Genomic DNA, 23,232 nt, shown 5'->3' with positions numbered 1-23,232 from the left:
ACTCAGACTTCGGAGTCCCAGATCACGGTGGCCTTGCCCCCGTAGGAAGGACCGGCACCCGGTTCGAGCATGAATGCCATTTGACTCTGGGGCACTTCGAAGTGCAGCACACCCGGCGCCCTGTCGACATAAAAACCCGGTTGGAAATACAGCGCGTTGGCCCCGCCCGTTCGCAGACGCATGTGCCTGACGGGTTGCCCGCTCATGTCGGTCAGGCCATTGGGCAGGCTGACGCTGACTTGGAGCGCCACCTGGCGCTTGGACACGCGATCATCCAGGGCGCAATCGTTGCCACCAAAAAAAACGAACTCACACTCCAGTTGCATCTTGAAACGCGAAGAGGCCGAGATATTGAAGGTCTGGTCGCGGAACAACCGTACCGGTCTGCGCCCCGCCTGCAACCAGCTTTGCCAACCACCGGCGGGCACCAACTGGACTTTCTCGCCACCGGGCGGGATGTCGACCTTAAGGGTGTGCTGAACGTCGAGGTTAAAGTTCATGGTCAACACCGGACTGCTCGGTAGCATCACATCGCCGAAATCGAAGTCGCCGTTGGGGCCGACCGTATAGGTCAGCGATCCGGTGTAATGGCCTGCCAACATGCCCAATGGATTGGGCGTGACCAGTTCATAGGAGAAATCCAGATGGTCGTAGCGCAACCAGGGAACATCGAATTTCGCCTGTTTATCACACGCAGCCTGGACCGGTGTTTTCCAGAAAAAACCATAGGAGTTGGGGCTGTAGTAACCCACACCGCTGTAAAGACACGGCGACGGCGCGTACACCCAACTCTGCCCCCACAACAGGTTATGCGCATAGCGGGAGTCAGGGTTGGTGTCCCCTGTCAGCTTCTGAACATCCTCGGTCACATACATGGAGCCCACCCCGGTAATCCGCATTCTTACCTGTTCCACCGCTCCGGAATCATGACGGACTGAGAGCTCACGCCATTGCGCCGGCACCGAGAACGTTGCGCCCTGGCGCGGTGATGCATGGTTGGCCGGGATGGCTCGATTGGAGTCGAATCGAATCGGGACTTGCAGGCTGAACGTCTTGTTTTCTTCACATTGCCCGGGAAACAACTGACAGTAGCCACTGGGCGGCGTGGTGTTCTTGAATTGGTTGATGTGCGGATTCGCTGAATCGGGCTTGAACAAGGCAGTGATTGATACGTCTTGCGCCAACGCCTGAGGCATCAGCCACCACACCATTAACAGGCTCCATAACCAGAAAAGCCTTTTTGAAAACAAAACACCTGCAACACTCATCTGTATCCCTCTCCGAAAAGCCACCCTGCTCCCTGGGGGGCGATATTCACTCGACATGTGGGAGCGCCGGCACCGTCAGCCTCCATGGCGCCTGACACGCCACCCTCGCGAGCAGGCTCGCTCCCACATTGTTGAACCCTGCCAGGCACGGGTCAGGGCACAGCCGCACTGAAAATCAACTGGACGGTCCCGTAGTAAGTGCCCGGCTTATAGCCACCGGCCGGCACCTTCGGTTGAATTTCCAAAGGAAAACGCCCGCCTGTCATGGCCTGCGCCGCCGACACCACTTGGCGCGGTTTCTCATCGTGGCTCAACTCCTGGCCATTGAAGGTGACCCGCAAGTAGATGTTCTGATCCTGCCGCCCGTTGAACAGATAAGGCTCGGCGTCCAGCCGCGCCTCGATCGCACTGGTGTCGTGCTTGACGTCGAAATTCTTGCGCAACCCTTCGAGCCTCGACGTGTTGATGTTCCACGGCAGGGTCTGCTCCAGATGTATCCAGTTCGTCTCGGCCGGTAGCACGTAAAAACCCAGGGTCGGAATATCCGCCCACACTTCGAACGTGCGCTCTTCCCGTGCCGCGAAAGCCTGGGCACACGTCATCACGCCCACACACAGGGCGATGGCCGATTGCTTGATCATGTCAGTTACCTGTTGCGTGATAAAAAGCGGCGAGTCCTCCTGGGCGACTCGCCTTTGGCGGTGTTACTGGCCGGCAACGTGCAACGGTTTTTTGTCGGCGCCTTCAATCAGGTTGAAGCGGTATTCCCGACCGGGTTTCTTATCGAACTCGAACGACTTGCCCGCCAGAACGTGATGTTTGGTGGTCGGCTCGCACTCGGTTTCATTCTTCAGCGAGCAGTTGCGAAACTCATCGATCACCACCACGGTGTTGCCGTTATTGCGCAGCCGGTAAACGCCGGCGCTGTCATCGATCACGCTGTCGAAACGGCTGTTCTTGGGCCGGACAAAAAACACCGTGCCAAACCCGGTCATGACGTTGACCCCCGCCGACAGGTTCTCCTTGTAGGCGTCCCGCTCCTCACTGGACACCGCGAACTCGTCTTCCTTTTCCGGCACCACCGGCACGAAGCGCACGCGAAAATAGCGTTCGGTGTCACGTGCGCCCATGTGCAGCAAACGCGTGCCCTGCATGCCTTTGGCCGGCACGATCAGCCGCGCGGGGCTGGCCATCAAGCCATCTCGGCCGCTGCCATCCGCTTGGGTTGCGACCGGTATCTCACGGTGACTGCCATCGGCGTTGTAGATAATTTCCAGGATGTTGACCTTGACGAACGCCGTGCTGTCGCCGCTGTTGAACACGCGCTTGAGGTAGGTGCTTTTGTCGCCATCCAGGTAGTCGTACACCGTTCCGACGTTGATCTGCGGACCGCCCTGAACCGCCAGAGAAAACCCGCTCAAACCCAACAGCAACCACAGACGCTTCATACTCTTGAACCTCATGACAGTGAACACAACACAGGCGCGGCCCATCGATTGACGGCCCATCAGATTTCCGAATCCCAGATCACGGTGACCTTGCCCTGGTAGAAGGGCCCCACACCGGGCGACAGCATGAATTGCATCTGTCTCTCCGGTACTTCGAAGTGCAGGACACCCGGCGCCCTGTCGACGTAGAAGCCCGGCTGGAAATACAACGCATTGGCCGCGCCCGATCGCATACGCATGTGCCTGACGGGTTGCCCGCTCATGTCGGTCAGGCCATTGGGCAAGCTGACAAAGACCTGCAACTCCACCCCCCGCCTGGAGACGCGATCAGCGAGCTGGCAGTCGTAGATAGTGCTGTCGTGCTCACACTCCATGTACATCTTGAAACGCGAAGACGCCGAGATATTGAAGGTCTGGTCGCGGAACAACCGCACCGGTTTGCGCCCCGCCTGCAGCCAGCTCTGCCAGCCACCGGCGGGTACCAACTGGACCTTTTCGCCACCGGGCGGAATGTCGACCTTGAGGGTGTGCTGAACGTCGAGGTTGAAGTTCAGGGTCAACACCGAGTCGGTCGGAATCATCAGGTCGCCGAAATCGAAATCGCCCAAGGGACCGACGCTGTAGCTCAGCGAGCCGGTGTAGTGCCCTGAAGACATGCCTAGCGGGTTAGGTGTCTCAAGCTCATAGGCAAAGTCGAGGTACTCCAGTTGCATCCATGGAATATCGAACTTCGCCTGTTTGGCGCATACGGCTTCGGAAGGTGTTTTCCAAAAAAATCGGAAGGTGGTTTCGGTATACCAACCCACCCCGCTATAGAGGCAAGGTGACGGGGCGTTCACCCAAGCCGAATCCCATAAAATACTGTGCGCGACCAAGTAGTCCGCAGCGCCGCCCACCAGTTTCTTCACATCATCAGTTTTGTACCGGGAACCCACTCCGGCAATCCGCACCCGGACCTTTTCCGGTTCACCTGTCGCTTCGTGAACAATGGTCAACTCGCGCCACTGGGCCGGCACTTTGAACATCGCGCCTCGCCGCGCGGAAGTGTGGTTAGCCTGGATCGGCGAACGCGAATTGAACTCAATCGGCACCTGCAGGCCGAACATTTCGTTATCCTCACACTCACTTGGATAAATCCCGCAGTAACCACTGGACGGCGTGGTGTTCTTGAACTTGTTCAGGTGTGGATACGCCGGATCGGGTTTGAACACAGCGGTAATCGAAACGTCTTCAGCCATGACGGGAAAAGCTGCCGCGCAGGCGATCAAAGCGCTTGCCGACCAACAACGACTGCGTGAAACGAAAGAACGCGAGACGCTCATGTAGGCCTGACCTCCAATAACCAGATTTAACCGCGGGCCGTTCAGCCCGCCGTTTCGACGTTGTGGGTGGCGTCCGCCAGGGTGTCCGGCGAACAGCGCAAATCACCGATCATCAGCACGTTGTTTTCACTGCGGTGTTTGTCGACATCGAGACGGAACTGACACAGCAACTGGTCGGCATAACGCACCTCCAGGGTCGGTGAGCCCGCGTTCATTTCCATCGAGAAGAAGCCATCGACCTCGCTGACCCCACGGCTGGCGTGGTTGATCACGTGGTGGCCCTTGAGCGGCCGCCCCTGCGGGTCGACCAAGCGCCCGAGTACGGTGAGGGTTTTCATCACCCGCACCTTGCGGTACTCCACGCCCCCCTTGTTCAGGTGATAGCGGGTACGCGAAGGTTCGATGCTGGCCGCGGGCACGTGATTGCCTTCGAAGTCGAAGCTCACCGAACTGTTTTTGTAGGCCGTCAACGGAATGAAATTGCGCCCCGGCCGCAGGGCTGCGCTGCCGCCACTGAGGTCGTCGGCACGCAGGGCGATCCCGTCGATATCGGACTCGACGTCGACAATCATCCCGGCGCCCCGACCTTGATGCTGGCTGGTCAGCGCCATGCGTTGCGCACCCACCACCAAGGTGCTGTCGAGGTTCACGCCACCGGTGAATTTGTTGTTGAACGATGAGCGCTGGATAAACCCGTCGCCATTGATGGCGTCGGTGCGAAAATTCGCCAGGCTCGACAAGCCGACGCCATAGGTATCGGTGAGTGCCGTCACCGAGACGCTCTGCAACACGTGGTCCTGCAGGTCTTTGCGGTAGCCGAACGAGGCATTGTTGTCGCGACTGCCGTCACGGGCAGTGCGGCTGCCGATGCTGCCGGAAATCTGCTGCCCCGGGCCACCGAGCGCCAGGTTGATACTCAGATCCACCCCGCGATTACGCGCATCGCCGCTACTGTAACTACCCGGCCGGTCGAACAGCGACAGGCGCCAATTGGCATCGCTGCCAAACAATTGGGTACGTTGGGTCCAGCCGAGGTCGACACCGACCCCTTCGACGTTGCCCTCGCTGTGGGACACCCGGGCGTTGAGCGAATCCTTGCGACTGATGCGGTGATTCAGCGCCAGCGATGAATTGCTGGTCTGGCCGGTGAATACATTGCGTTGGCGCACGCGGGTGCCATCGGGCAGCGTGTCGTAAGTGTTGGTGGTGTCGAGCCAGCTACGGTTGTGGCTGATTACCAGGCTGCCGGCACCGTAGTTGTAGAGCCCTTGCAGGTCGGCACCGGTGCCGTGGTCTTCGGTCTGGTAGAGGTTGGCGTAGACACTGGTGCTGTTGCCCAGGGTCCAGTCGATGGAGCTGCCGTACTGGAGCGTTTCCCGCACCTGGCGTGCCGACAGTCCGAGAATCACCCGTGGATGCAGCAGATAGTTGATCGAGGCGCCCGCCGTGGCATCGCCACTGCTTTGTTGGTCCCAGTTGCTGAACAGTTTGCTTTCCTGCCCGGCGAACAGGTTGTAGCGCCAGCGCTCATCGTGGTTGCGCCAGTTGCTCGGTTTGTAGATCAGCTCCTGAGTGGTCGAGGTGACTTGACCGTCCTCGATCAACCGCACTTCCACTTCATAAATTCCGCCGGGCAATGGCCGCGTGTCGAGGGTCTGCAAACCGGCCGGGACCGCCTGTGTATTGATCAACAGGCCATCGCGATAGATCTCCACGGACGCCTGGCGGTTGGCCGTGACATACACCGGGTATACGCTGGGTTTCGGGCTGTCGATGGCCAGGCTGTCAGAGCTGCCATACATCACGCCCACGGCGGTGTCGGGACTGGTGCCGAACGAACGGGGCTGGCGAGTCAGGCCTTCGGAGTTGGGCGTGAAGTAGCCCAGCCGGAAGAAACGGCCCTCCAGTTCGCGCTGGGTGAAAAGCTCCTGCACGGCGTGATAGGTCTTGTCATCCGGCCCACCCAGGCGCGCCAGTTGCATGTTGAAGCTCTGGCTCCAGTTGCCCAGGCTGCCGCTGGCTTCCAGACCGAAACGGCCACCCAGGTCTTGATCCTGGCCGCCGTTGAGATTGAGTTGGTTACGCACCATCAGGCCGCTGCTGCCGCCTTCCGGTTGAGCGTAGAAACGCTTGGCTTCGCTATCGCGCTCGGCATTTTCGGTGACGATCGACAGCAATGAATTTTCCAGGTTGTAGTGAACCGCCAGCATTTGTTCCGGGCATTGCCCCTTGCACGCCCCGAGGGCCACGCCGGGCTTGAGGATGTCAGACCAGGCCTGGCGTTCGCCGGCGCCGAAACGGCTTTCACTGGTGTCGGTGAAGTCGAGCAACGTCACCCGGTCATCGCGGGACAACACAATCATCGCCTCGCCGAGCGGTTGCTGATCGAGTTCGACCCGAACCGCCAACGGAACGTCGAAGAAATGCTCCTCGAACTCTGCCGGCAAACCTTTGGCCTGAGCCAGCAAAGTGCGCGGCGTATGATCAATAGAAGTGGGCGCCGCAAATGCACTGCTACATAACAGCAACGCAAGCGCTGCCGCGATGGGCGTCATCGGGAACATGAACAAGTACTCTGATTACGAGAAAGTCAAAGCCCGGTCGACAGACAGAGTTGTTTGTCGACCGGTTACGTTACTTGAAGCAAGTAAGCGTTTTACCGTCGTGTTTAAACTTAGACGGAAGGTTCAACCACCAACATGACAACGCCGGTGTAGTCGCCCGAATCAGGTTTGCCGCCGACCGCACTGATCTTGAACGGCGCGCGATAACGAGTATTGGATTCGGTATCGCCCACAACTTCTTGCGAAGTGGTTGTCAACGCTTTGCCGTTGAGTTCGACTTTCAAATCGATTGCCTTGTTACCGGCAATCAGCTTCGGCACGCCTTCGAGTCGGGCGTTTACCTTACCGGCGGTGTGAAGGACATCAAAGTGCCCGTCGACGGTTCGCATGGAGCCGGTAGACGGGTTGTAGCTCATATCCTGGTCTTTGTTGACCAGATCCGAATCAACCGGGACCGCGTAGAAGTCGTCGGCCGGCACGTGGGCAATCAGGCTGATGGAGTGCTTGGCTTCAGTGGCGGCAAACGCCATGGAAGAACTCAGTGCCAGAACAGCCAGAGGAGCAGCGAACGCGATTTTCTTGAGCATCTTTCAGTACCTGTCTTTTAAAAAGGATTAGCGCAGAAAGTTCAAGTTGAGCAAAACCGTCACGAGCAGCTAGTTGCTCAACTGAACTTTCAACGCCGAAAGATGATCGATCAATTTATCTGGAAAGTAAGCAGGCAAATTCCTGCAAGTGCGTAGCCAAAGCACTATCAAGGCAGCAAGAAAAAACCTGAAATTATTTAAATTAGAATGTCTGACTGTAAGAGAAATACTACAAGCCGGACACTAACGACAATGACTCGCAGACACTACCCAAGTTACTTCTGTAAGACCAATACCACAAGCCCCGCATTCAATAGGCCAAAAGATAATATTAGAGAGTTAACACTAATTTAAACTTTTTCACCCGTTTTGGTCACACTATTTTCGCGCTGTTGGCTGGCTCAGCGGCTCGACGATCGGGGTGGCCATCGGTCGGTGGGGCTTGCTTTTTTCTTAAGATATATCTTAAGTTGTATCTAAACACGACGAGAGAAAGCACAAATGAGAGACCATCATTCCCCCTACCGCGAACACGGCGACGGCCGCGACGGATTCGAGAAACGCCCCGGCCGCGAGCGCGGTGGGCGCGGCCCCCGGGTTTTCGCCCCCGGTGACCTGAAATTGCTGTTGCTGGCGCTGATCGCCGAACAGCCTTGCCATGGCTACGACCTGATCCGCCAGATCGAAGGCATGTTCGACGGTGCCTACAGCCCCAGCCCCGGCGTGATTTACCCGACCCTGACCTTTCTGGAAGAGAGCGAAATGATTCAGGGCGACGCTGAAGGCGGGAAAAAACGCTATTGCGTGACCGACGCCGGGCGTCAATCCCTGGCCGAGCAAGCCGTCGCCCTTGAAGGCGTGCGGGTGCGCATCGATGTCAGTAAACGTTCCCTGCGTGGCCATGATCGCCCACCCGAAATCCACGAGGCGGTGCACAACCTGCGCCATGCCCTGCAACTGCACCACGGCCGATGGAGCACGGAAGAAATCCGGCGTGTCGCGACCCTGCTCAACGACACCGCCAAAGCCATCGTCGACGGCCCCGCCGTTCAAGCTGCCCAGGAGAAAGCCGAATGACTGAAGTCGTTACCCAAGCCATTCATCGCGTCATGCACGAAATCAAACGCCGGCGCCTGGAAGTGTTGCGGGTGGTCGACCTGACCCCGCGCATGCGCCGGATTACCCTGGGCGGGCCTGAGCTGGCGGGTTTTGTTAGCCTCGGTACGGACGATCACGTCAAACTGCTATTCCCGCAAAACGCGGCGGAACAGGCAGCGCTGGAAACCCTGGTACTCGGCGCCGGCAAAAGCGACGGCCCGATGCCGGCCATGCGCGACTACACCCCGCGTCGCTATGACCTGGACACGCTGGAGCTGGACATCGACTTCGTGCTGCACGGCGACGGCCCTGCCTCGACCTGGGCCGAACAGGCCAAGCCGGGGCAGTTCCTGCACATCGGCGGGCCGCGCGGTTCGATGATCGTGCCGGACATGTTCGACAGCTATCTGCTGATCGGCGACGAAACCGCCCTGCCCGCCATTGCCCGGCGTCTTGAAGGCTTGCCGGCGAATCGGCGCGCGTTGGTGATTATCGAAGTGGAAAACGGCAAGGAGCAGCAAGTGCTGGAGAGCGCTGCCCAGGTCAATGTGATCTGGGTGCTGCGCGAGGGTGGCAAGGACCACCTGCTGAGCACCGTACGGCAGATCAAGGTGCCCACTGGCAGCCTGTATGCCTGGGTCGCGACCGAGACCAAGGTGTCGCGGCAGATCCGTCGAGTGTTGCTCGATGAGCATGGGCTGGATGAGCAGTTCGTCAAGGCCGTGGGTTACTGGCGGTTGGATAACACTGACGAAGAGTGACCGGCTTTAGGGCCCCATCGCGAGCAGGCTCGTTCCCACATTGGATCTGTGTGCAGCAAACCTTTGTGGGAGCGGGCTTGCCCGCGATAGCGGATTGGCAGGCACTTCAAAGGCGCCTTTCAGGCCGTCATCGCTGGCAAGCCAGCTCCCACAGGGTTAACGCCGTCGATCCAGGCCAACCATCAACAACGCAATCAACACAAACCCCGCCAACAATCCCCCGGCATTGATGAACACCTGTGGATAACCCAGCTTCTCCACATCAACGAACGGATAGGGATAAACCGCCAGCAAATGCCCGCGCAGCAGCGAATAGCCGAAGTACAGCAGCGGATAAATCACCCACAACGCGATGTGTCCCAGCCGCAATAGGCCCTTGGGCACACAACACCACCAATACACCAGGAACAGCAGCGGCATGATGTCGTGCAGCAGCTCATCGGCCAGCCACTGCCAGCCCTGGGGATGCCACAAATGGCGCAGTAACAGGTTGTAGGCCAGGCTGACCACGGCGATGCTCACGGCAACGCCGCTACTGACCGACGATTGCAAAAACCAGCGCCGTGCAGCGGATTCGCGGGACGTCAATTCACAGGTCAGGACCGTCGCCACCAGCGTATTGCTCAGCACGGTGAAGTAGCTGAAAAAGCTCATCAACCCACCCAGCAGACTGGCGCCCAGGGTCCACCGCGAATAGAAAATCAGGTACATCTGGATGCTCAGGCCGGCCCAACCCAAGACCGCTGCCACGGCAACAAAATGACGTCGCGCGACAGACCCGGTCGCCATCGGGTTGACCCTGTTCAGAGCGGGCGCTTGGTGCGCATCAGCTTGACGTAGAGGCGCTCGACCTTCTCCCGTGCCCAAGGGGTTTTACGCAGGAACGTCAGGCTCGACTTGATGCTCGGATCACTCTTGAAGCAGCGAATATCGATGCGCTCGGCCAGCCCGGACCACTCATAATGCTCAACCAGGGCGTTGAGGATCTGTTCCAGGGTCACGCCGTGCAGCGGGTCAGTGTTGTGTTCGGTCATGCCGGGCCTTCGAGCAGAGTGAGGATTGGAAGCCGCGCACCTTAGCCGAGGGCTTCTTCGGGTGGAAGCGCTCTATCAACTGTAGGTGATCTTGGGATCCTGCAGGAGCGAGCTTGTTCGCGAAAAACGCAATGACACCGCTGGGCATCTGGTTTTGCGCGTTTTCGTTCAAGTCCACCGCGAGCAGGCTCGCGCCTACACTGTTACGGATTGCGAAAGAATGCATCTCAACAAAGCGCTTTCTCTATTTGTAACAGAACATTATCCTTGCACCGGCCTTAGCTGAAACGCTTCCGCTAATACGCATCTTGCCTGCCGTTTCCAATCATCCCCAGAAAAAGATCAAGAATTTCCCCTCTATGCCTGATTTACAATCTCCGAAAGACAGCGCTGTCTTTACGCCTGTCGCCTGCCGAAACGCCTTGAACCTGATCGGCGGATTGACCGCGATGAGCCTCGTCACCTGCGCCCAGGCTGCGGCGGCCTTTGATAGCGACTCACCGTGGATGCTCGGCGACTGGAACGGCACGCGCACCGAACTGGCGGACAAGGGCTACGAATTCAAACTGGATTACACCGGCGAAATGGGCAGCAACCTGCACGGCGGCTACGACCACGATCGCACCGCGCGCTACAGCGACCAGTTCGGCCTCGGTACGCATCTGGATCTGCAGAAGATCCTCGGCTGGAACGACGCCGAATTTCAGCTGACCGTGACCAAACGCAGCGGCAACAACATCAGCAACGACCGGATCAACGATCCGCGTGTCGGCGGCTTCACCTCGGCGCAGGAAGTCTGGGGACGTGGCCAGACCACGCGCCTGACGCAGATGTGGTATCAGCAGAAATTCCTCGACCAGACACTCGACATCAAGGTCGGCCGCTTTGGCGAAGGCGAAGACTTCAACAGCTTCCCTTGCGACTTCCAGAACCTGGCGTTCTGCGGCTCCCAGGTCGGCAACTGGGCCGGTGGCATCTGGTACAACTGGCCGGTCAGCCAATGGGCAATGCGGGTCAAATATCACCTGACGCCCGAGCTGTACGCACAGGTCGGTGCCTACGAGCAAAACCCGTCGAACCTTGATCGTGACAACGGCTTCAAGCTCAGCGGCAGCGGCACCCAAGGCACGGTCCTGCCGGTGGAACTGGTGTGGGCGCCGAAGCTCAACGGTCTGCCCGGCGAATACCGCGCCGGTTACTACTACAGCAGCGCCAAGGCCACGGACGTCTATAAGGACAGCAACGGCCAGCCCGCGGCCCTGAGCGGTGAGGCCTACCGCAGCGCGTCGAGCAAACACGGCGTATGGCTCGGCCTTCAGCAGCAGGTCACCAGCGTCGCCAGCGATAACAGTCGCGGTTTGAGCCTGTTCGCCAACGGCACGATGCACGACAAGAAGACCAACGCCATCGACAACTATGTCCAGGCCGGCCTCGTCTACAAAGGCCTGTTCGATGCCCGCGCCAAGGATGACATCGGCTTCGCCATGGCCCGCGTCCACGTCAACCCGGCCTACCGCAAAAACGCCGAGGCGACCAATCAGGCCCACGCCGTCTTCGATTACGACAATCCGGCCTTTCTGCCGCCCCAGGACACCGAATACAGCGCCGAACTCTATTACGGCGTGCACGTCACCCACTGGCTGACCGTGCGCCCGAACCTGCAGTACATCCGTCACCCCGGTGGCGTGGACCAGGTCGATGACGCGCTGATTGGCGGGATCAAGATCCAGTCATCGTTCTGACCCACGCCACAAACCCTGTAGGAGCGAGCCTGCTCGCGATGGTCGTCAACGATAACGTTGGTTGCCTGACACCCCGCGTAGTTTTCGGGTCCATCGCGAGCAGGCTCGCTCCTACAGGTGGTTGCATCAATCAAACCGTTTTTATCTGAACCATGCCCGCGCCGGATCGTCATCTACAGTGAACTGGCGCGGGACAACTTGAAACGTCACGGAGAATCACACTATGAGCACTGAGGGTGCCTTGGGTCGAAGCCGTCTATTGCCGACCTTGCTCGGCATACTGCTTCTGCTAATGGGCCTGGCCATGCTGGCCGGGGGGATCAAGCTGAGCATGCTGGGCGGCTCGCTGTACTACCTGCTGGCCGGTATCGGCATTGCGTTGACCGGCGTTCTGCTGATCGCCGCCCGTCGCGCTGCCCTGGGCCTGTACGCGCTGGTGCTGTTCACCAGCACCGTCTGGGCCTTGTGGGAAGTGGGCCTCGACTGGTGGCAACTGGTGCCGCGTCTGGCGCTGTGGTTCGCCCTCGGCATCGTCATGCTTGTGCCATGGTTCCGTCGTCCACTGCTGCGTGACGGCCCCGCGACACTGGGCACCGGTGCGTTGAGCGTGGCCGTGGTGCTGGCCGGTGCCACCGCCCTTGCCAGCCAGTTCACCCACCCCGGTGAAGTCCTCGGCGAGTTGGGCCGCGACAGCGCCGACATGACCAGCACCGCGCCACAAATGCCCGAAGGCGACTGGCAGGCCTATGGCCGCACCGAATTCGGTGATCGCTACTCGCCGCTCAAGCAAATCACCCCCGGCAACGTCAGCAAGTTGCAGGAAGCCTGGCGCATTCGCACCGGCGACCTGCCGACCGCCGATGACCCGGTGGAACTGACCAACGAGAACACCCCGCTCAAAGCCAACGGCATGCTCTACGCCTGTACCGCCCACAGCAAGGTGCTGGCGCTGGACCCGGACACCGGCAAGGAAATCTGGCGCTTCGACCCGCAGATCAAGAGCCCGGTGGGCTTCAAGGGCTTCGCCCACATGACCTGCCGTGGCGTGTCGTACTACGACGAAGCCGCTTACGCCAAGTCTGAAACCGCTGCGTCCGCCGTCATCTCCGACGCCGGTAAAGCCGTTGCCCAGGCTTGCCCGCGTCGCCTGTACCTGCCGACCGCCGATGCGCGCCTGATCGCACTGAATGCCGACACCGGCAAGATCTGCGAAGGCTTCGGCAACAATGGCGTGGTGGACTTGACCCAGGGCATCGGCCCGTTCACGCCGGGTGGCTACTACTCCACCTCGCCGGCCGCGATCACCCGTGACCTGGTGATCATGGGTGGCCACGTCACCGACAACGAGTCGACCAACGAGCCGTCCGGTGTGATCCGCGCCTACGACGTGCGCGACGGTCACCTGGTGTGGAACTGGGACAGCAACAACCCGGACGCCACCGAGCCTTTGGCACCGGGCCAGACCTACAGCCGCAATTCGGCGAACATGTGGTCGCTGGCCAGCGTCGACGAAAAACTCGGCATGGTTTACCTGCCGCTGGGCAATCAGACGCCTGACCAGTGGGGCGGGGACCGCACCCCTGGCGCCGAAAAATTCAGCGCAGGCCTGGTCGCTCTGGATCTGGCCACCGGCAAGGTGCGCTGGAACTACCAGTTCACCCACCATGACCTGTGGGATATGGACGTCGGCAGCCAGCCAACCCTGCTGGACATGAAAACCGCTGACGGCGTGAAACCTGCGCTGATCGCACCGACCAAGCAAGGCAGTCTGTACGTCCTCGACCGTCGCGACGGCACGCCGATCATTCCGATCCGTGAAATCCCGGTCCCGCAAGGCGCCGTGAAGGGTGACCACACCGCGCCGACCCAGGCCCGTTCGGACCTGAACCTGCTGGCCCCGGAACTGACCGAAAAAGCCATGTGGGGTGCCAGTCCGTTCGACCAGATGCTGTGCCGCATCCAGTTCAAGGAACTGCGTTACGAAGGCCAGTACACCCCGCCATCGGAACAGGGCAGCCTGATCTATCCGGGTAACGTCGGTGTGTTCAACTGGGGCGGCGTGTCGGTCGACCCGGTTCGCCAGCTGTTGTTCACCAGCCCGAACTACATGGCCTTCGTCTCGAAAATGGTACCGCGCGCCCAAGTGGCGGCCGGCAGCAAGCGCGAGAGCGAAACCTCTGGCGTGCAGCTGAACACGGGCGCCCCTTACGCGGTGATCATGCATCCGTTCATGTCGCCGTTCGGCGTGCCATGCCAGGCGCCGTCCTGGGGTTACGTGGCCGGTATCGACCTGACCACCAGCAAAGTCGTATGGAAACGCAAGAACGGCACCAGCCGCGACAGCTCGCCGCTGCCGATCGGCCTGCCCCTCGGTGTGCCAAGCATGGGCGGCTCGATGGTCACTGCCGGCGGCGTCGGCTTCCTCAGCGGCACCCTGGATCAGTACCTGCGCGCCTATGACGTCAACACCGGCAAGGAACTCTGGAAGTCGCGCCTGCCGGCCGGCGGCCAGGCGACACCAATGACCTACACCGGCAAGGACGGCAAACAATACGTGCTGCTCGTGGTCGGCGGTCATGGTTCGCTGGGGACCAAGATGGGTGACTATGTGATTGCGTACAAACTGCCCGAGTAAGTTTTAGCGGCAGTAAAACGAAAGGCGACGCCCTCACAGGCGTCGCCTTTTTTGTGCCCGCAGATTTCAAACCACCACACGCCCCACCCCTGTAGGAGCGAGCCTGCTCGCGATGGTGTATCCGCTACGTTGGTGTCAACTGACACGCCTTCGCGAGCAGGCTCGCTCCTACAGGTGGACGTGTCGCCGTGAAATCCAGCTAACCTGAATCCCTGCTGAATACACCTTTGAATGACTGGTTAATGCCCAGGCATCATTGAAACCACCGCCAACCTGCCCCATCTAAGACCCATACTCCATTGCGCAGGTGCCCCATGAGCGACCAGCAAGAATTCCCTGAAGACCCGAGCGAATACGCCGACCCCGAAAACGCCACCCAACACTCCACCGGCAAAGGCCTCGCCCTGCCTGGCCAGAACCTGCCGGACAAGGTCTACATCATCCCGATCCACAACCGACCGTTCTTCCCGGCCCAGGTGCTGCCGGTCATCGTCAATGAAGAGCCCTGGGCCGAAACCCTGGACCTGGTGAGCAAATCCGACCACCACTCCCTGGCCCTGTTCTACATGGACACGCCTCAGGAAGACCCGCGTCATTTCGACACTTCGGCCCTGCCGCTCTACGGCACGCTGGTCAAGGTGCATCACGCCAGCCGCGAAAACGGCAAGCTGCAGTTCGTCGCCCAGGGCCTGACCCGCGTGCGTCTGAAGACCTGGCTCAAACACCATCGCCCACCGTACCTGGTGGAAGTCGAATACCCGCACCAGCCCACCGAGCCGACCGACGAGGTCAAGGCCTACGGCATGGCGCTGATCAATGCGATCAAGGAACTGCTGCCGCTCAATCCGCTGTACAGCGAAGAGCTGAAGAATTACCTCAACCGCTTCAGCCCCAACGATCCGTCGCCGCTGACCGACTTCGCCGCCGCCCTGACCTCGGCCACCGGCAGCGAACTGCAGGAAGTGCTCGACTGCGTACCGATGCTCAAGCGCATGGAAAAAGTCCTGCCGATGCTGCGCAAGGAAGTCGAAGTCGCGCGCCTGCAGAAAGAAATCTCCGCCGAAGTTAACCGCAAGATCGGCGAACATCAGCGTGAGTTCTTCCTCAAGGAACAGCTCAAGGTCATCCAGCAGGAACTGGGGCTGACCAAGGACGACCGCAGCGCCGACCTCGAACAGTTCGAACAGCGACTGGTGGGTAAAGTCCTGCCGGTGCAGGTGCAGAAGCGCCTCGAAGAGGAAATGAACAAGCTGTCGATCCTCGAGACCGGCTCGCCGGAGTATGCGGTCACCCGCAACTACATCGACTGGGCGACCTCGGTGCCGTGGGGCGTGTACGGCGAGGACAAACTCGACCTCAAGTACGCGCGCAAGGTGCTGGACAAACACCATGCCGGCCTCGATGACATCAAGGACCGCATCCTCGAGTTCCTGGCGGTCGGTGCCTATAAAGGCGAGATCAGCGGCTCCATCGTGCTGCTGGTCGGCCCGCCGGGCGTGGGCAAGACCAGCGTCGGCAGATCCATCGCCGAATCCCTCGGCCGGCCGTTCTACCGCTTCAGCCTCGGTGGCATGCGCGACGAAGCCGAGATCAAGGGCCATCGTCGCACCTACATCGGCGCGCAGCCGGGCAAACTGGTGCAGGCGTTGAAAGACGTCGAGGTGATGAACCCGGTGATCATGCTCGACGAGATCGACAAGATGGGCCAGAGCTACCAGGGCGACCCGGCCTCGGCGCTGCTGGAAACCCTCGATCCGGAGCAGAACGTCGAATTCCTCGACCACTACCTCGACTTGCGCATGGACCTGTCGAAGGTGCTGTTCATCTGCACCGCCAACACCCTCGATTCGATTCCCGGGCCGTTGCTCGACCGGATGGAAGTGATTCGCCTGTCGGGCTATATCACCGAAGAAAAAGTCGCCATCGCCAAGCGTCACCTGTGGCCGAAACAGCTTGAGAAGGCCGGCGTGTCCAAGGGCAGCCTGAGCATCAGCGACAGCGCACTCAAGGCATTGATCGACGGTTATGCCCGCGAAGCCGGTGTCCGTCAGCTGGAAAAAAACCTCGGCAAACTGGTGCGCAAAGCGGTGATGAAGCTGCTCGACGACCCGAATGCCGTGATCAAGCTCGGCCCCAAAGACCTTGAAACGTCACTGGGCAAACCGGTGTTCCGCAACGAGCAAGTGCTGTCGGGCATCGGCGTGATCACCGGGCTGGCCTGGACCAGCATGGGCGGCGCCACCCTGCCGATCGAAGCGACGCGCATCCACACCTTGAACCGTGGTTTCAAACTCACCGGGCAACTGGGTGATGTGATGAAGGAGTCCGCGGAAATCGCCTACAGCTACGTCAGTTCCAATCTGAAGTCGTTTGGCGGTGATCCGAAGTTCTTCGACGAGGCGTTCGTGCACCTGCACGTACCGGAAGGCGCCACCCCGAAAGACGGCCCGAGCGCCGGCGTGACCATGGCCAGCGCCCTGCTCTCGCTGGCACGTAACCAGCCGCCGAAGAAAGGCGTGGCGATGACCGGCGAACTGACGTTGACCGGGCACGTGCTGCCGATTGGCGGGGTACGTGAAAAAGTCATCGCGGCGCGGCGGCAGAAGATTTTCGAGCTAATCCTGCCGGAGGCCAACCGGGGCAATTTCGAGGAACTGCCGGAGTATCTGAAGGAAGGCATTACCGTGCACTTCGCCAAGCGCTTTGCGGATGTGGCGAAGGTACTTTTCTGATAGTCCTGTAGTGACTGTTTGATTGCTTTCGCGGGCAAGCCCGCTCCCACAGGATTTTGCGGTGAACACAACATGTGTGAGCACCGCCGAACACTGTGGGAGCGGGCTTGCCCGCGAAGGCGTCCTCCCTGCCACCACATCCTTCTGCGACTGTTACACCCTGTCTCATCTCAGTTATGCTCACCGTTCGTCGTGAACGCCGGAGCCACTGACCTTATGTCCCCCACTCGCCTGTTTGTCCCCCTCGCCCTCGCGCTGCTGGCCGCCTGCGCCACGCAACCGAAACAAAACGTGACCGTGGAAAAACAAAGCGAATGCCCGGTGAAGCTCACCAGCGGGCAAAACCTGATCCTGACCCTGCCAAGCAACCCGACCACGGGTTACCGCTGGGCCATCCAGGATTCGGCCGGTGGCGTGTTGCGTGCGCTCAGCCCCGAGGTCTATACCAACCCGGAAGATGCCGGTGTGGTCGGCGCGGCCGGGATTTCCACCTGGCGCTTTCAGGCCTTCACCACCGGGACCGGGCGTTTGCGTCTGACTTCGCAACAGCCTTGGGCGCCGGAAGTGCTGCCGGTGGACTCCTTCGACTGCAACATATCGGTTAACTGACCGTGGGCTGGCTGATTCTGGCGCTCATGGGCGCGGTGACGTTCCTCTATGGCCTGAGCGTGCACGCCGCGCTGCTCTGCCTGCTGGTCAAGCCACTGCCCGTCCTGGCCCTGCTCGGCTGGCTGCACGATGCGCCACCGAGCGAGTATCGGCGCTGGATCAGCCTTGGATTGATCTTTTCCCTGCTCGGCGATGTGCTGCTGGCATGGCCGGGGGATTTGTTCGTGTTCGGCCTCGGGGCGTTCCTGGTCGCGCATCTGGCTTACCTGAAAGCGTATCTGAGCGATAGTCGGCGTCTGGCCTTGTTGCCGCTGATCCTGGCCCTTGGCGTCGGCGCGGTATTGCTGGGGATTCTGATCGCTCACGGGCTCGGGCCGTTGCTGATCCCGGTGATTGTTTACGGCCTGGCGATCAGCGCGATGCTCTGGCGTGCGCTGGCGCGACTCGGCACCGATGTGCCCAAGCGCTCGGCGCTGCTGGCAGCGGTTGGTGCAGTAGCGTTTGTGTTTTCGGATAGCGTGATTGGCATCAGCCGCTTTGTCGTGCCGTTCAATGCCGCGCCTTATGTGATCATCCTCAGTTATTGGCTGGGGCAATGGGGAATTACGGCGTCGGCGTTTCCTCAAGAGTTCGCTCACCCACGACCCTAACACCGTCTGTCGGAACTAGTATTTCTGACAGTTAAGATCCCCGCACGCCTTCGTTAACTTAATTACTCCATTAAAACGGAGTTAATCAGTATGGAATTTTCATCAAAAAAAACAGATCGAAAAACCATTAACGGCTTCGACGACGTCATTCAAACAAAAGACAAGCCCACTGGTGTTTTTGCACTAACTATAACCTCGCCTAAAAATAATGAGTCCATTGGTGATGAAGATCTCTATTGGGCTGGAACAGGCGGCACGCCTGGAAAAGCGGTATATATCGAAAGATCTGACAGCCCGAATGTATGGCATTGGGCTGGCGATGTTGGCCCATCAGGAAACTGGAGTACAAAGATAGACGGCTTCCCTCACCCTAGACTCACTATTCGCGCGCGCCATTTTGGGTCAGATGAGATCTCCAACTCAGTAACATACAGCGTTTACGCCTCTCCACCCGTTATATATACGCCAATTAACACAGCGCCTATTTTTGACAGGAACCAGCAGTTCGCAGGCAAAGCACTTGCCAACTCCATTATCGAAATTGAAGCATTCCATCAAAGTACGCCAAACCAAGTCCACTTAGGATCCGGCGTCACGAATCTCGGGGAATGGGGACTTGAATGGAGGGTAGTTACAAACTGGAGTTTAACTAGAGGTGTTTACACCTTGAAGATAAGACAAACATGGGGAGAATTCGGAGAATACATTTCAGATTGGACCACCTCAACTCAACATCCTGCCCACTTTCCATAAAGCACTCACCAGATTATTGCGCTGGTTTTATCTCTCGGCTATGGAGGTAACGGGACATTACAGCGTCGGCGTTCACTCATAAATTGCGCTGCCCCCATCGCGAGCAAGCTCGCTCCCACAGGCACAGCGCCGTCCTTGTGTGAGTGAGCTTGCTCGCGATAGCAATATAACTGAACACACAGACTTTGCAGGCTGCCTGGCGGTTTATCAGACAACCCGCGCATCCCCGCGCCAACTTGGCTAAAATGCCGGCCTTTTCCACCTACGCCGCTGGAACCGCCGTGAGCAAAGAACCCGATCGCCTTTTCGCCCAGCCTTTGGCCCAGGTGCCTGACTTCGCCTTTAACGAGGACGTGGTGCGGGTGTTCCCGGACATGATCAAGCGCTCGGTGCCAGGTTATCCGACCATCGTCGAAAACCTTGGCGTGCTCGCCGCGCAGTTCGCCCAGCCCAACAGCGTGCTGTACGACCTGGGTTCGTCGCTGGGTGCCGTGACCCAGGCCCTGCGCCGACATGTGCGCACCGATGGTTGCCGGGTGATCGCTGTGGATAACTCGGCGGCCATGGTCGAGCGCTGCCGCGAGTACCTCAACGGTCAGGACTCGATGTTCCAGGAATTGCTGCCGGTCGAAGTGATCGAAGGCGATATCCTCGCCCTCGACTTCCAGCCAGCCTCGGTGGTGGCGCTGAACTTCACCCTGCAATTCATCGCCCCGGAGCAACGTACGGCGTTGCTGTCGCGCATCCGTCAGTCGCTGCTGCCCGGCGGTGCTTTGATCCTCTCGGAAAAACTGCGCTTCAACGACCCCGAAGAGCACGCGCTGCTCACTGATCTGCATGTCGCGTTCAAACGCGCCAACGGCTACAGCGAACTGGAAATCGCCCAGAAGCGCAGTGCCATCGAAAACGTCATGAAGCCCGACAGCCTCGAAGAACACCGCGAACGCCTGCTGGCCGCCGGGTTCTCGAAAGTCGTGCCGTGGTTCCAGTGTCTTAACTTTGCCTCGTTGATTGCCTTGCCATGATTGATCTGTCCCCCCTCGCCCGCCGTCTGGCCGGTACACCACTGGCCGATTGGGCCAACACCCTGCAGGCGCAACTCGACAAGAAAATGGAAAAGGGCCACGGCGACCTGGAGCGCTGGCAAAGCGCGCTCGACGCCCTGCCGAAGATCCAGCCGAGCGAAGTCGATTTGCTCAACGGCTTGAAACTCGACACCGATTGCGACGATGAAACTCGCGCGCAGATGCGTACGGCGTTGATGGGGCTGTCGCCATGGCGCAAAGGGCCATTCGATCTGTTCGGTGTGCACGTCGACACCGAATGGCGCTCGGACTGGAAATGGTCGCGGGTGGCTCCGCACCTGAACCTCAAGGGCAAACGCATCCTCGATGTCGGCTGCGGCAATGGCTACTACATGTGGCGCATGCTCGGTGCCGGCGCCGATAGCGTGATCGGTGTCGATCCGAACTGGCTGTTCTTCTGCCAGTTCCAGGCCGTGCAGCGCTACCTGTCCGAGCCGAATGCCTGGCATCTGCCCTTCCCCTTCGAAGACCTGCCGCCGAACCTGGAAGGCTTCGACACGGTGTTTTCCATGGGCGTGTTCTACCACCGCCGCTCGCCGATCGAGCATTTGCTGGCGCTGAAGGATTGCCTGGTCAAGGGCGGCGAACTGGTGCTGGAAACCCTGGTGGTCGAAGGCGACAAACATCAGGTGCTGGTGCCGGAAGACCGTTATGCACAGATGCGCAACGTATGGTTCCTGCCGTCGGTACCGGCGCTGGAATTGTGGCTGCGCCGCGCCGGTTTCAGCGATGTGAAGTGCGTGGACGTGAGCGTGACCACGGTCGAGGAACAGCGCGGCACGGAGTGGATGAAGTACCAGTCGCTGAGTGACTTCCTTGATCCCGAGGATCACAGCAAGACCATTGAAGGGCTGCCGGCGCCGATGCGGGCGGTGATTGTTGCCAGAAAATAATGCAGAAACTTGTAGGAGCGAGCCTGCTCGCGATGGACTTGAAAGCGCCGCGTTCATTCAGAAAGCCCACGTTATCGTTGTCCACCATCGCGAGCAGGCTCGCTCCTACAGGGGGTCGGTGTTTAGTCTGAAGCCTTTGCTCTGCGAGCCTTGAAAAACTCGCTCAACACCGCCCCGCACTCCTCGGCCAACACCCCGCCTTCATACAACACCCGGTGATTCAAGAAGCCTTGGGTGAAGAACTGCCCCTGGCTCTGCACGATCCCCGCTTTGGGCTCCAACGCGCCATACACCACCCGCGCAATCCGTGAGTGCACGATCAGCCCGGCGCACATGCTGCACGGCTCCAGGGTCACGTACAGCGTGCTGCCCGGCAGGCGATAGTTGCTCACGGCCTGGGCGGCGGCGCGGATCGCGACCATCTCGGCATGGGCGCTCGGGTCATTGCCGCTGATCGGGCAGTTGAAGCCGCGACCGATGATTTCGCCGTCCTGTACCAGCACCGCGCCCACTGGCACTTCGCCGAGAGCGGCGCCCTGGGCAGCCAGGGCCAGGGCTTCACGCATGAAGTCGCGATCACGGCTACGGTCGATGATGGCGGCGGGACGAATCTGACGCATCACGCCACCTCGATGGCGGCCATCAGGCCGGTTTCCATGTGGTCGATCACATGGCAATGGAACATCCACACACCCGGGTTATCCGCCACCAGCGCCACTTGCGCGCGCTCGTTCTTGCCCAACAGGTAAGTGTCGGTGAAGTACGGGATGACCTTGTGCCGGTTCGAGGCGATGACTTTGAAGCTCATGCCGTGCAGGTGAATCGGGTGCTGATATTGAGTCATGTTTTTCAATTCGAAGAGGTAACTCTTGCCCTTCTCGAGCCTGGCAATGGGCCGGTCGGCACAGGTCTTGTCGGTGATGTCCCAGGCTTTGCCGTTGATCTGCCACAGGCTCGGCGGCTTGCCATTATCGACGTTCACCGACACCGAGCCCACCCACTCGAAATTGAAGTTGAGTTTCTCGGCATTGGCCAGGTCCGGTTCGGCCACCGGGTTTGGGGGCAGCGCCGGTGGCCAGTCGGTCGGCGCATCGGTATTGGCCACGGAGCGCAATGTTGCCAACCGTACAGGTCCGTTGCGCAGCGACAACTCTTCACCGACCGGCGGGGCCTTGATCGCCAGGCAAATGCGCATGCCGGGACCGAGCCAGTATTCCTTGCCGAGCGGACGCGGCTCGACCGGATTGCCATCCAGCGCATAGATCTGCGCTTCGACATCAGGGATGTTCAGGCGATAGGTCAGGGTGTTATCAAGGTTGAGCAGGCGCACGCGGGTGATCTGTCCGGCGGGCAAATCGATGACAGGTTGAGAGACCCCGTTGATGGTCGAAAGACGCCCCGCCGTACCGCCACGGGCCGCCTCGCGAGGCACGCTGAACGCGACGAAAGCGCCTTCGTCATCGACGTGCCAGCTCTTGAGGCTCAAGGTTTTTTCGTACTTGAAACCGGTCGGCTCGCGCTCTTCGATGATCAGCGGGCCAACCAGTCCACGACCGAGTTCCTCGCTGCTGCTCACATGGGGGTGATACCAGTAGCTGCCGGCATCAGGCACGCGGAACTTGTAGTCGAAATACTCGCCCGGCAGCACCGGCAGTTGCGAGACGTACGGCACGCCGTCCATTTCCAGCGGCAGGCGGATGCCGTGCCAGTGAATGGTGGTGGCAACCGGCAGGTGGTTGATGAAACGCACCCGCAACCATTCGCCTTGACGCACGCGCAACTCGGTGCCCGGCGCCGACGGGCCGAAGGCCCAGGCTTCGGTTTTGTGTCCAGGCACCAGCTCGACGTCCAGCGGCGCGGCGATCAGCTCGTAGTCATGGCCCGCCTCGGCGTCGGCCATTTTGCCCAGCCAGTAACGCGACGCGCCGCCGGCTCCCACGCCAACCACTACAAGACCGGCCAGACCACCGAGTATTTGTCGACGGGTAAAGGACATGGACTCAACTACCTCACGTATCAGCTTCGGGCCCTGGGCCCGCAAAAGGCGAATA

General features: G+C 59.9%; 20 protein-coding genes. 10 read left to right on the top strand and 10 right to left on the bottom strand.

The annotated features are described in order from the left end of the window. Positions 1-2: 2 nt before the first annotated feature. From BLV61_RS21570 to BLV61_RS21545, 6 genes are all read right to left on the bottom strand, one after another. The gene (locus BLV61_RS21570) at positions 3-1,211 is read right to left on the bottom strand and encodes a DUF2771 domain-containing protein (protein ID WP_244159909.1); all 1,209 of its coding nucleotides are present in this window, start codon (positions 1,209-1,211) and stop codon (positions 3-5) included. 209 nt (positions 1,212-1,420) lie between these two features. After that, positions 1,421-1,909, bottom strand: coding sequence for a CS1 type fimbrial major subunit (locus BLV61_RS21565; RefSeq protein ID WP_090467342.1), 489 nt, complete (start codon positions 1,907-1,909; stop codon positions 1,421-1,423). A gap of 63 nt (positions 1,910-1,972) precedes the next feature. Then, the gene (locus BLV61_RS21560; RefSeq protein ID WP_090467340.1) at positions 1,973-2,716 is read right to left on the bottom strand and encodes a pilus assembly protein; all 744 of its coding nucleotides are present in this window, start codon (positions 2,714-2,716) and stop codon (positions 1,973-1,975) included. A gap of 59 nt (positions 2,717-2,775) precedes the next feature. Further along, the gene (locus tag BLV61_RS21555) at positions 2,776-3,954 is read right to left on the bottom strand and encodes a hypothetical protein (RefSeq protein WP_244159907.1); all 1,179 of its coding nucleotides are present in this window, start codon (positions 3,952-3,954) and stop codon (positions 2,776-2,778) included. Positions 3,955-4,079: 125 nt separating this feature from the next. Continuing rightward, a complete protein-coding gene (locus tag BLV61_RS21550; protein WP_090467335.1) occupies positions 4,080-6,602 on the bottom strand; it encodes a CS1-pili formation C-terminal domain-containing protein in 2,523 nt (840 codons plus the stop codon). A gap of 110 nt (positions 6,603-6,712) precedes the next feature. After that, positions 6,713-7,189: a CS1 type fimbrial major subunit gene (locus BLV61_RS21545; RefSeq protein ID WP_090467333.1), complete on the bottom strand. Its 477-nt coding sequence runs from the start codon at positions 7,187-7,189 to the stop codon at positions 6,713-6,715. 501 nt (positions 7,190-7,690) lie between these two features. Between BLV61_RS21545 and BLV61_RS21540 the strand changes: the two genes are divergently transcribed. Both BLV61_RS21540 and BLV61_RS21535 read left to right on the top strand, forming a co-directional pair. Further along, positions 7,691-8,266 carry a PadR family transcriptional regulator gene (locus BLV61_RS21540; RefSeq protein ID WP_090467331.1) on the top strand — a complete coding sequence of 192 codons (576 nt, stop codon included), beginning with the start codon at positions 7,691-7,693 and terminating at the stop codon, positions 8,264-8,266. Next, positions 8,263-9,048 carry a siderophore-interacting protein gene (locus BLV61_RS21535; RefSeq protein ID WP_047538201.1) on the top strand — a complete coding sequence of 262 codons (786 nt, stop codon included), beginning with the start codon at positions 8,263-8,265 and terminating at the stop codon, positions 9,046-9,048. Before BLV61_RS21540 ends, BLV61_RS21535 begins: the two co-directional genes overlap by 4 nt. 156 nt (positions 9,049-9,204) lie before the next feature. Here BLV61_RS21535 and BLV61_RS21530 read toward each other — a convergent pair whose 3' ends face one another. Together BLV61_RS21530 and BLV61_RS21525 are read right to left on the bottom strand one after the other, a co-directional pair. Beyond that, complete coding sequence (locus tag BLV61_RS21530) at positions 9,205-9,837, bottom strand: Pr6Pr family membrane protein (protein ID WP_047538198.1); 633 nt, start codon at positions 9,835-9,837, stop codon at positions 9,205-9,207. Between the two features lie 14 nt (positions 9,838-9,851). Next, on the bottom strand, positions 9,852-10,082 hold the full coding sequence (locus BLV61_RS21525) for a VF530 family protein (RefSeq protein WP_007985772.1): 231 nt from the start codon (positions 10,080-10,082) through the stop codon (positions 9,852-9,854). Positions 10,083-10,441: 359 nt separating this feature from the next. Between BLV61_RS21525 and BLV61_RS21520 the strand changes: the two genes are divergently transcribed. From BLV61_RS21520 to cmoB, 8 genes are all read left to right on the top strand, one after another. Continuing rightward, complete coding sequence (locus tag BLV61_RS21520; protein ID WP_090467329.1) at positions 10,442-11,824, top strand: carbohydrate porin; 1,383 nt, start codon at positions 10,442-10,444, stop codon at positions 11,822-11,824. Positions 11,825-12,047: 223 nt separating this feature from the next. Then, entirely contained in the window at positions 12,048-14,459 is a 2,412-nt protein-coding gene (locus BLV61_RS21515; RefSeq protein ID WP_090467327.1) for a glucose/quinate/shikimate family membrane-bound PQQ-dependent dehydrogenase, read from the top strand. A gap of 314 nt (positions 14,460-14,773) precedes the next feature. After that, positions 14,774-17,191, top strand: a complete 2,418-nt coding sequence (gene lon, locus BLV61_RS21510) for an endopeptidase La (RefSeq protein ID WP_090467325.1) — start codon at positions 14,774-14,776, stop codon at positions 17,189-17,191. A 216-nt stretch (positions 17,192-17,407) separates the two neighbouring features. Next, positions 17,408-17,800 (top strand): protease inhibitor I42 family protein, encoded by a 393-nt coding sequence (locus BLV61_RS21505; RefSeq protein ID WP_090467322.1) that lies wholly within the window; start codon positions 17,408-17,410, stop codon positions 17,798-17,800. Between the two features lie 2 nt (positions 17,801-17,802). Next, positions 17,803-18,450 carry a lysoplasmalogenase gene (locus BLV61_RS21500; protein WP_090467320.1) on the top strand — a complete coding sequence of 216 codons (648 nt, stop codon included), beginning with the start codon at positions 17,803-17,805 and terminating at the stop codon, positions 18,448-18,450. Positions 18,451-18,540: 90 nt separating this feature from the next. Further along, positions 18,541-19,203 carry a hypothetical protein gene (locus BLV61_RS31055; protein WP_139213644.1) on the top strand — a complete coding sequence of 221 codons (663 nt, stop codon included), beginning with the start codon at positions 18,541-18,543 and terminating at the stop codon, positions 19,201-19,203. A 245-nt stretch (positions 19,204-19,448) separates the two neighbouring features. Beyond that, the gene (cmoA, locus tag BLV61_RS21495) at positions 19,449-20,228 is read left to right on the top strand and encodes a carboxy-S-adenosyl-L-methionine synthase CmoA (RefSeq protein WP_177318187.1); all 780 of its coding nucleotides are present in this window, start codon (positions 19,449-19,451) and stop codon (positions 20,226-20,228) included. Beyond that, positions 20,225-21,181, top strand: a complete 957-nt coding sequence (gene cmoB, locus BLV61_RS21490) for a tRNA 5-methoxyuridine(34)/uridine 5-oxyacetic acid(34) synthase CmoB (RefSeq protein WP_090467317.1) — start codon at positions 20,225-20,227, stop codon at positions 21,179-21,181. The genes cmoA and cmoB overlap by 4 nt, the downstream gene beginning before the upstream one ends. 122 nt (positions 21,182-21,303) lie before the next feature. Here the strand turns inward: cmoB and tadA are convergent, their stop codons facing one another. Together tadA and BLV61_RS21480 are read right to left on the bottom strand one after the other, a co-directional pair. Then, positions 21,304-21,801, bottom strand: a complete 498-nt coding sequence (gene tadA, locus BLV61_RS21485; protein ID WP_090467315.1) for a tRNA adenosine(34) deaminase TadA — start codon at positions 21,799-21,801, stop codon at positions 21,304-21,306. Continuing rightward, positions 21,801-23,177 carry a multicopper oxidase family protein gene (locus BLV61_RS21480; protein ID WP_139213643.1) on the bottom strand — a complete coding sequence of 459 codons (1,377 nt, stop codon included), beginning with the start codon at positions 23,175-23,177 and terminating at the stop codon, positions 21,801-21,803. The genes tadA and BLV61_RS21480 overlap by 1 nt, the downstream gene beginning before the upstream one ends. Positions 23,178-23,232 lie beyond the last annotated feature (55 nt).

The sequence above is a fragment of the Pseudomonas mohnii genome (assembly GCF_900105115.1).
GTDB lineage: Bacteria > Pseudomonadota > Gammaproteobacteria > Pseudomonadales > Pseudomonadaceae > Aquipseudomonas > Aquipseudomonas mohnii.
Note: the sequence above shows the minus strand (reverse complement) of the source record. Positions and strands in the feature narration are given on the sequence as shown.

What these genes read in the sequence shown, in the direction of transcription:
- BLV61_RS21570 (WP_244159909.1), bottom strand. Translation starts at nt 1,211, where the DNA reads ATGGTGTGGTGGCTGATGCCTCAGGCGTTGGCGCAAGACGTATCAATC.
- BLV61_RS21565 (WP_090467342.1), bottom strand. Translation starts at nt 1,909, where the DNA reads ATGATCAAGCAATCGGCCATCGCCCTGTGTGTGGGCGTGATGACGTGT.
- BLV61_RS21560 (WP_090467340.1), bottom strand. Translation starts at nt 2,716, where the DNA reads ATGAAGCGTCTGTGGTTGCTGTTGGGTTTGAGCGGGTTTTCTCTGGCG.
- BLV61_RS21555 (WP_244159907.1), bottom strand. Translation starts at nt 3,954, where the DNA reads ATGGCTGAAGACGTTTCGATTACCGCTGTGTTCAAACCCGATCCGGCG.
- BLV61_RS21550 (WP_090467335.1), bottom strand. Translation starts at nt 6,602, where the DNA reads ATGTTCCCGATGACGCCCATCGCGGCAGCGCTTGCGTTGCTGTTATGT.
- BLV61_RS21545 (WP_090467333.1), bottom strand. Translation starts at nt 7,189, where the DNA reads ATGCTCAAGAAAATCGCGTTCGCTGCTCCTCTGGCTGTTCTGGCACTG.
- BLV61_RS21540 (WP_090467331.1), top strand. Translation starts at nt 7,691, where the DNA reads ATGAGAGACCATCATTCCCCCTACCGCGAACACGGCGACGGCCGCGAC.
- BLV61_RS21535 (WP_047538201.1), top strand. Translation starts at nt 8,263, where the DNA reads ATGACTGAAGTCGTTACCCAAGCCATTCATCGCGTCATGCACGAAATC.
- BLV61_RS21530 (WP_047538198.1), bottom strand. Translation starts at nt 9,837, where the DNA reads ATGGCGACCGGGTCTGTCGCGCGACGTCATTTTGTTGCCGTGGCAGCG.
- BLV61_RS21525 (WP_007985772.1), bottom strand. Translation starts at nt 10,082, where the DNA reads ATGACCGAACACAACACTGACCCGCTGCACGGCGTGACCCTGGAACAG.
- BLV61_RS21520 (WP_090467329.1), top strand. Translation starts at nt 10,442, where the DNA reads ATGCCTGATTTACAATCTCCGAAAGACAGCGCTGTCTTTACGCCTGTC.
- BLV61_RS21515 (WP_090467327.1), top strand. Translation starts at nt 12,048, where the DNA reads ATGAGCACTGAGGGTGCCTTGGGTCGAAGCCGTCTATTGCCGACCTTG.
- lon (WP_090467325.1), top strand. Translation starts at nt 14,774, where the DNA reads ATGAGCGACCAGCAAGAATTCCCTGAAGACCCGAGCGAATACGCCGAC.
- BLV61_RS21505 (WP_090467322.1), top strand. Translation starts at nt 17,408, where the DNA reads ATGTCCCCCACTCGCCTGTTTGTCCCCCTCGCCCTCGCGCTGCTGGCC.
- BLV61_RS31055 (WP_139213644.1), top strand. Translation starts at nt 18,541, where the DNA reads ATGGAATTTTCATCAAAAAAAACAGATCGAAAAACCATTAACGGCTTC.
- cmoA (WP_177318187.1), top strand. Translation starts at nt 19,449, where the DNA reads ATGCCGGCCTTTTCCACCTACGCCGCTGGAACCGCCGTGAGCAAAGAA.
- cmoB (WP_090467317.1), top strand. Translation starts at nt 20,225, where the DNA reads ATGATTGATCTGTCCCCCCTCGCCCGCCGTCTGGCCGGTACACCACTG.
- tadA (WP_090467315.1), bottom strand. Translation starts at nt 21,801, where the DNA reads ATGCGTCAGATTCGTCCCGCCGCCATCATCGACCGTAGCCGTGATCGC.
- BLV61_RS21480 (WP_139213643.1), bottom strand. Translation starts at nt 23,177, where the DNA reads ATGTCCTTTACCCGTCGACAAATACTCGGTGGTCTGGCCGGTCTTGTA.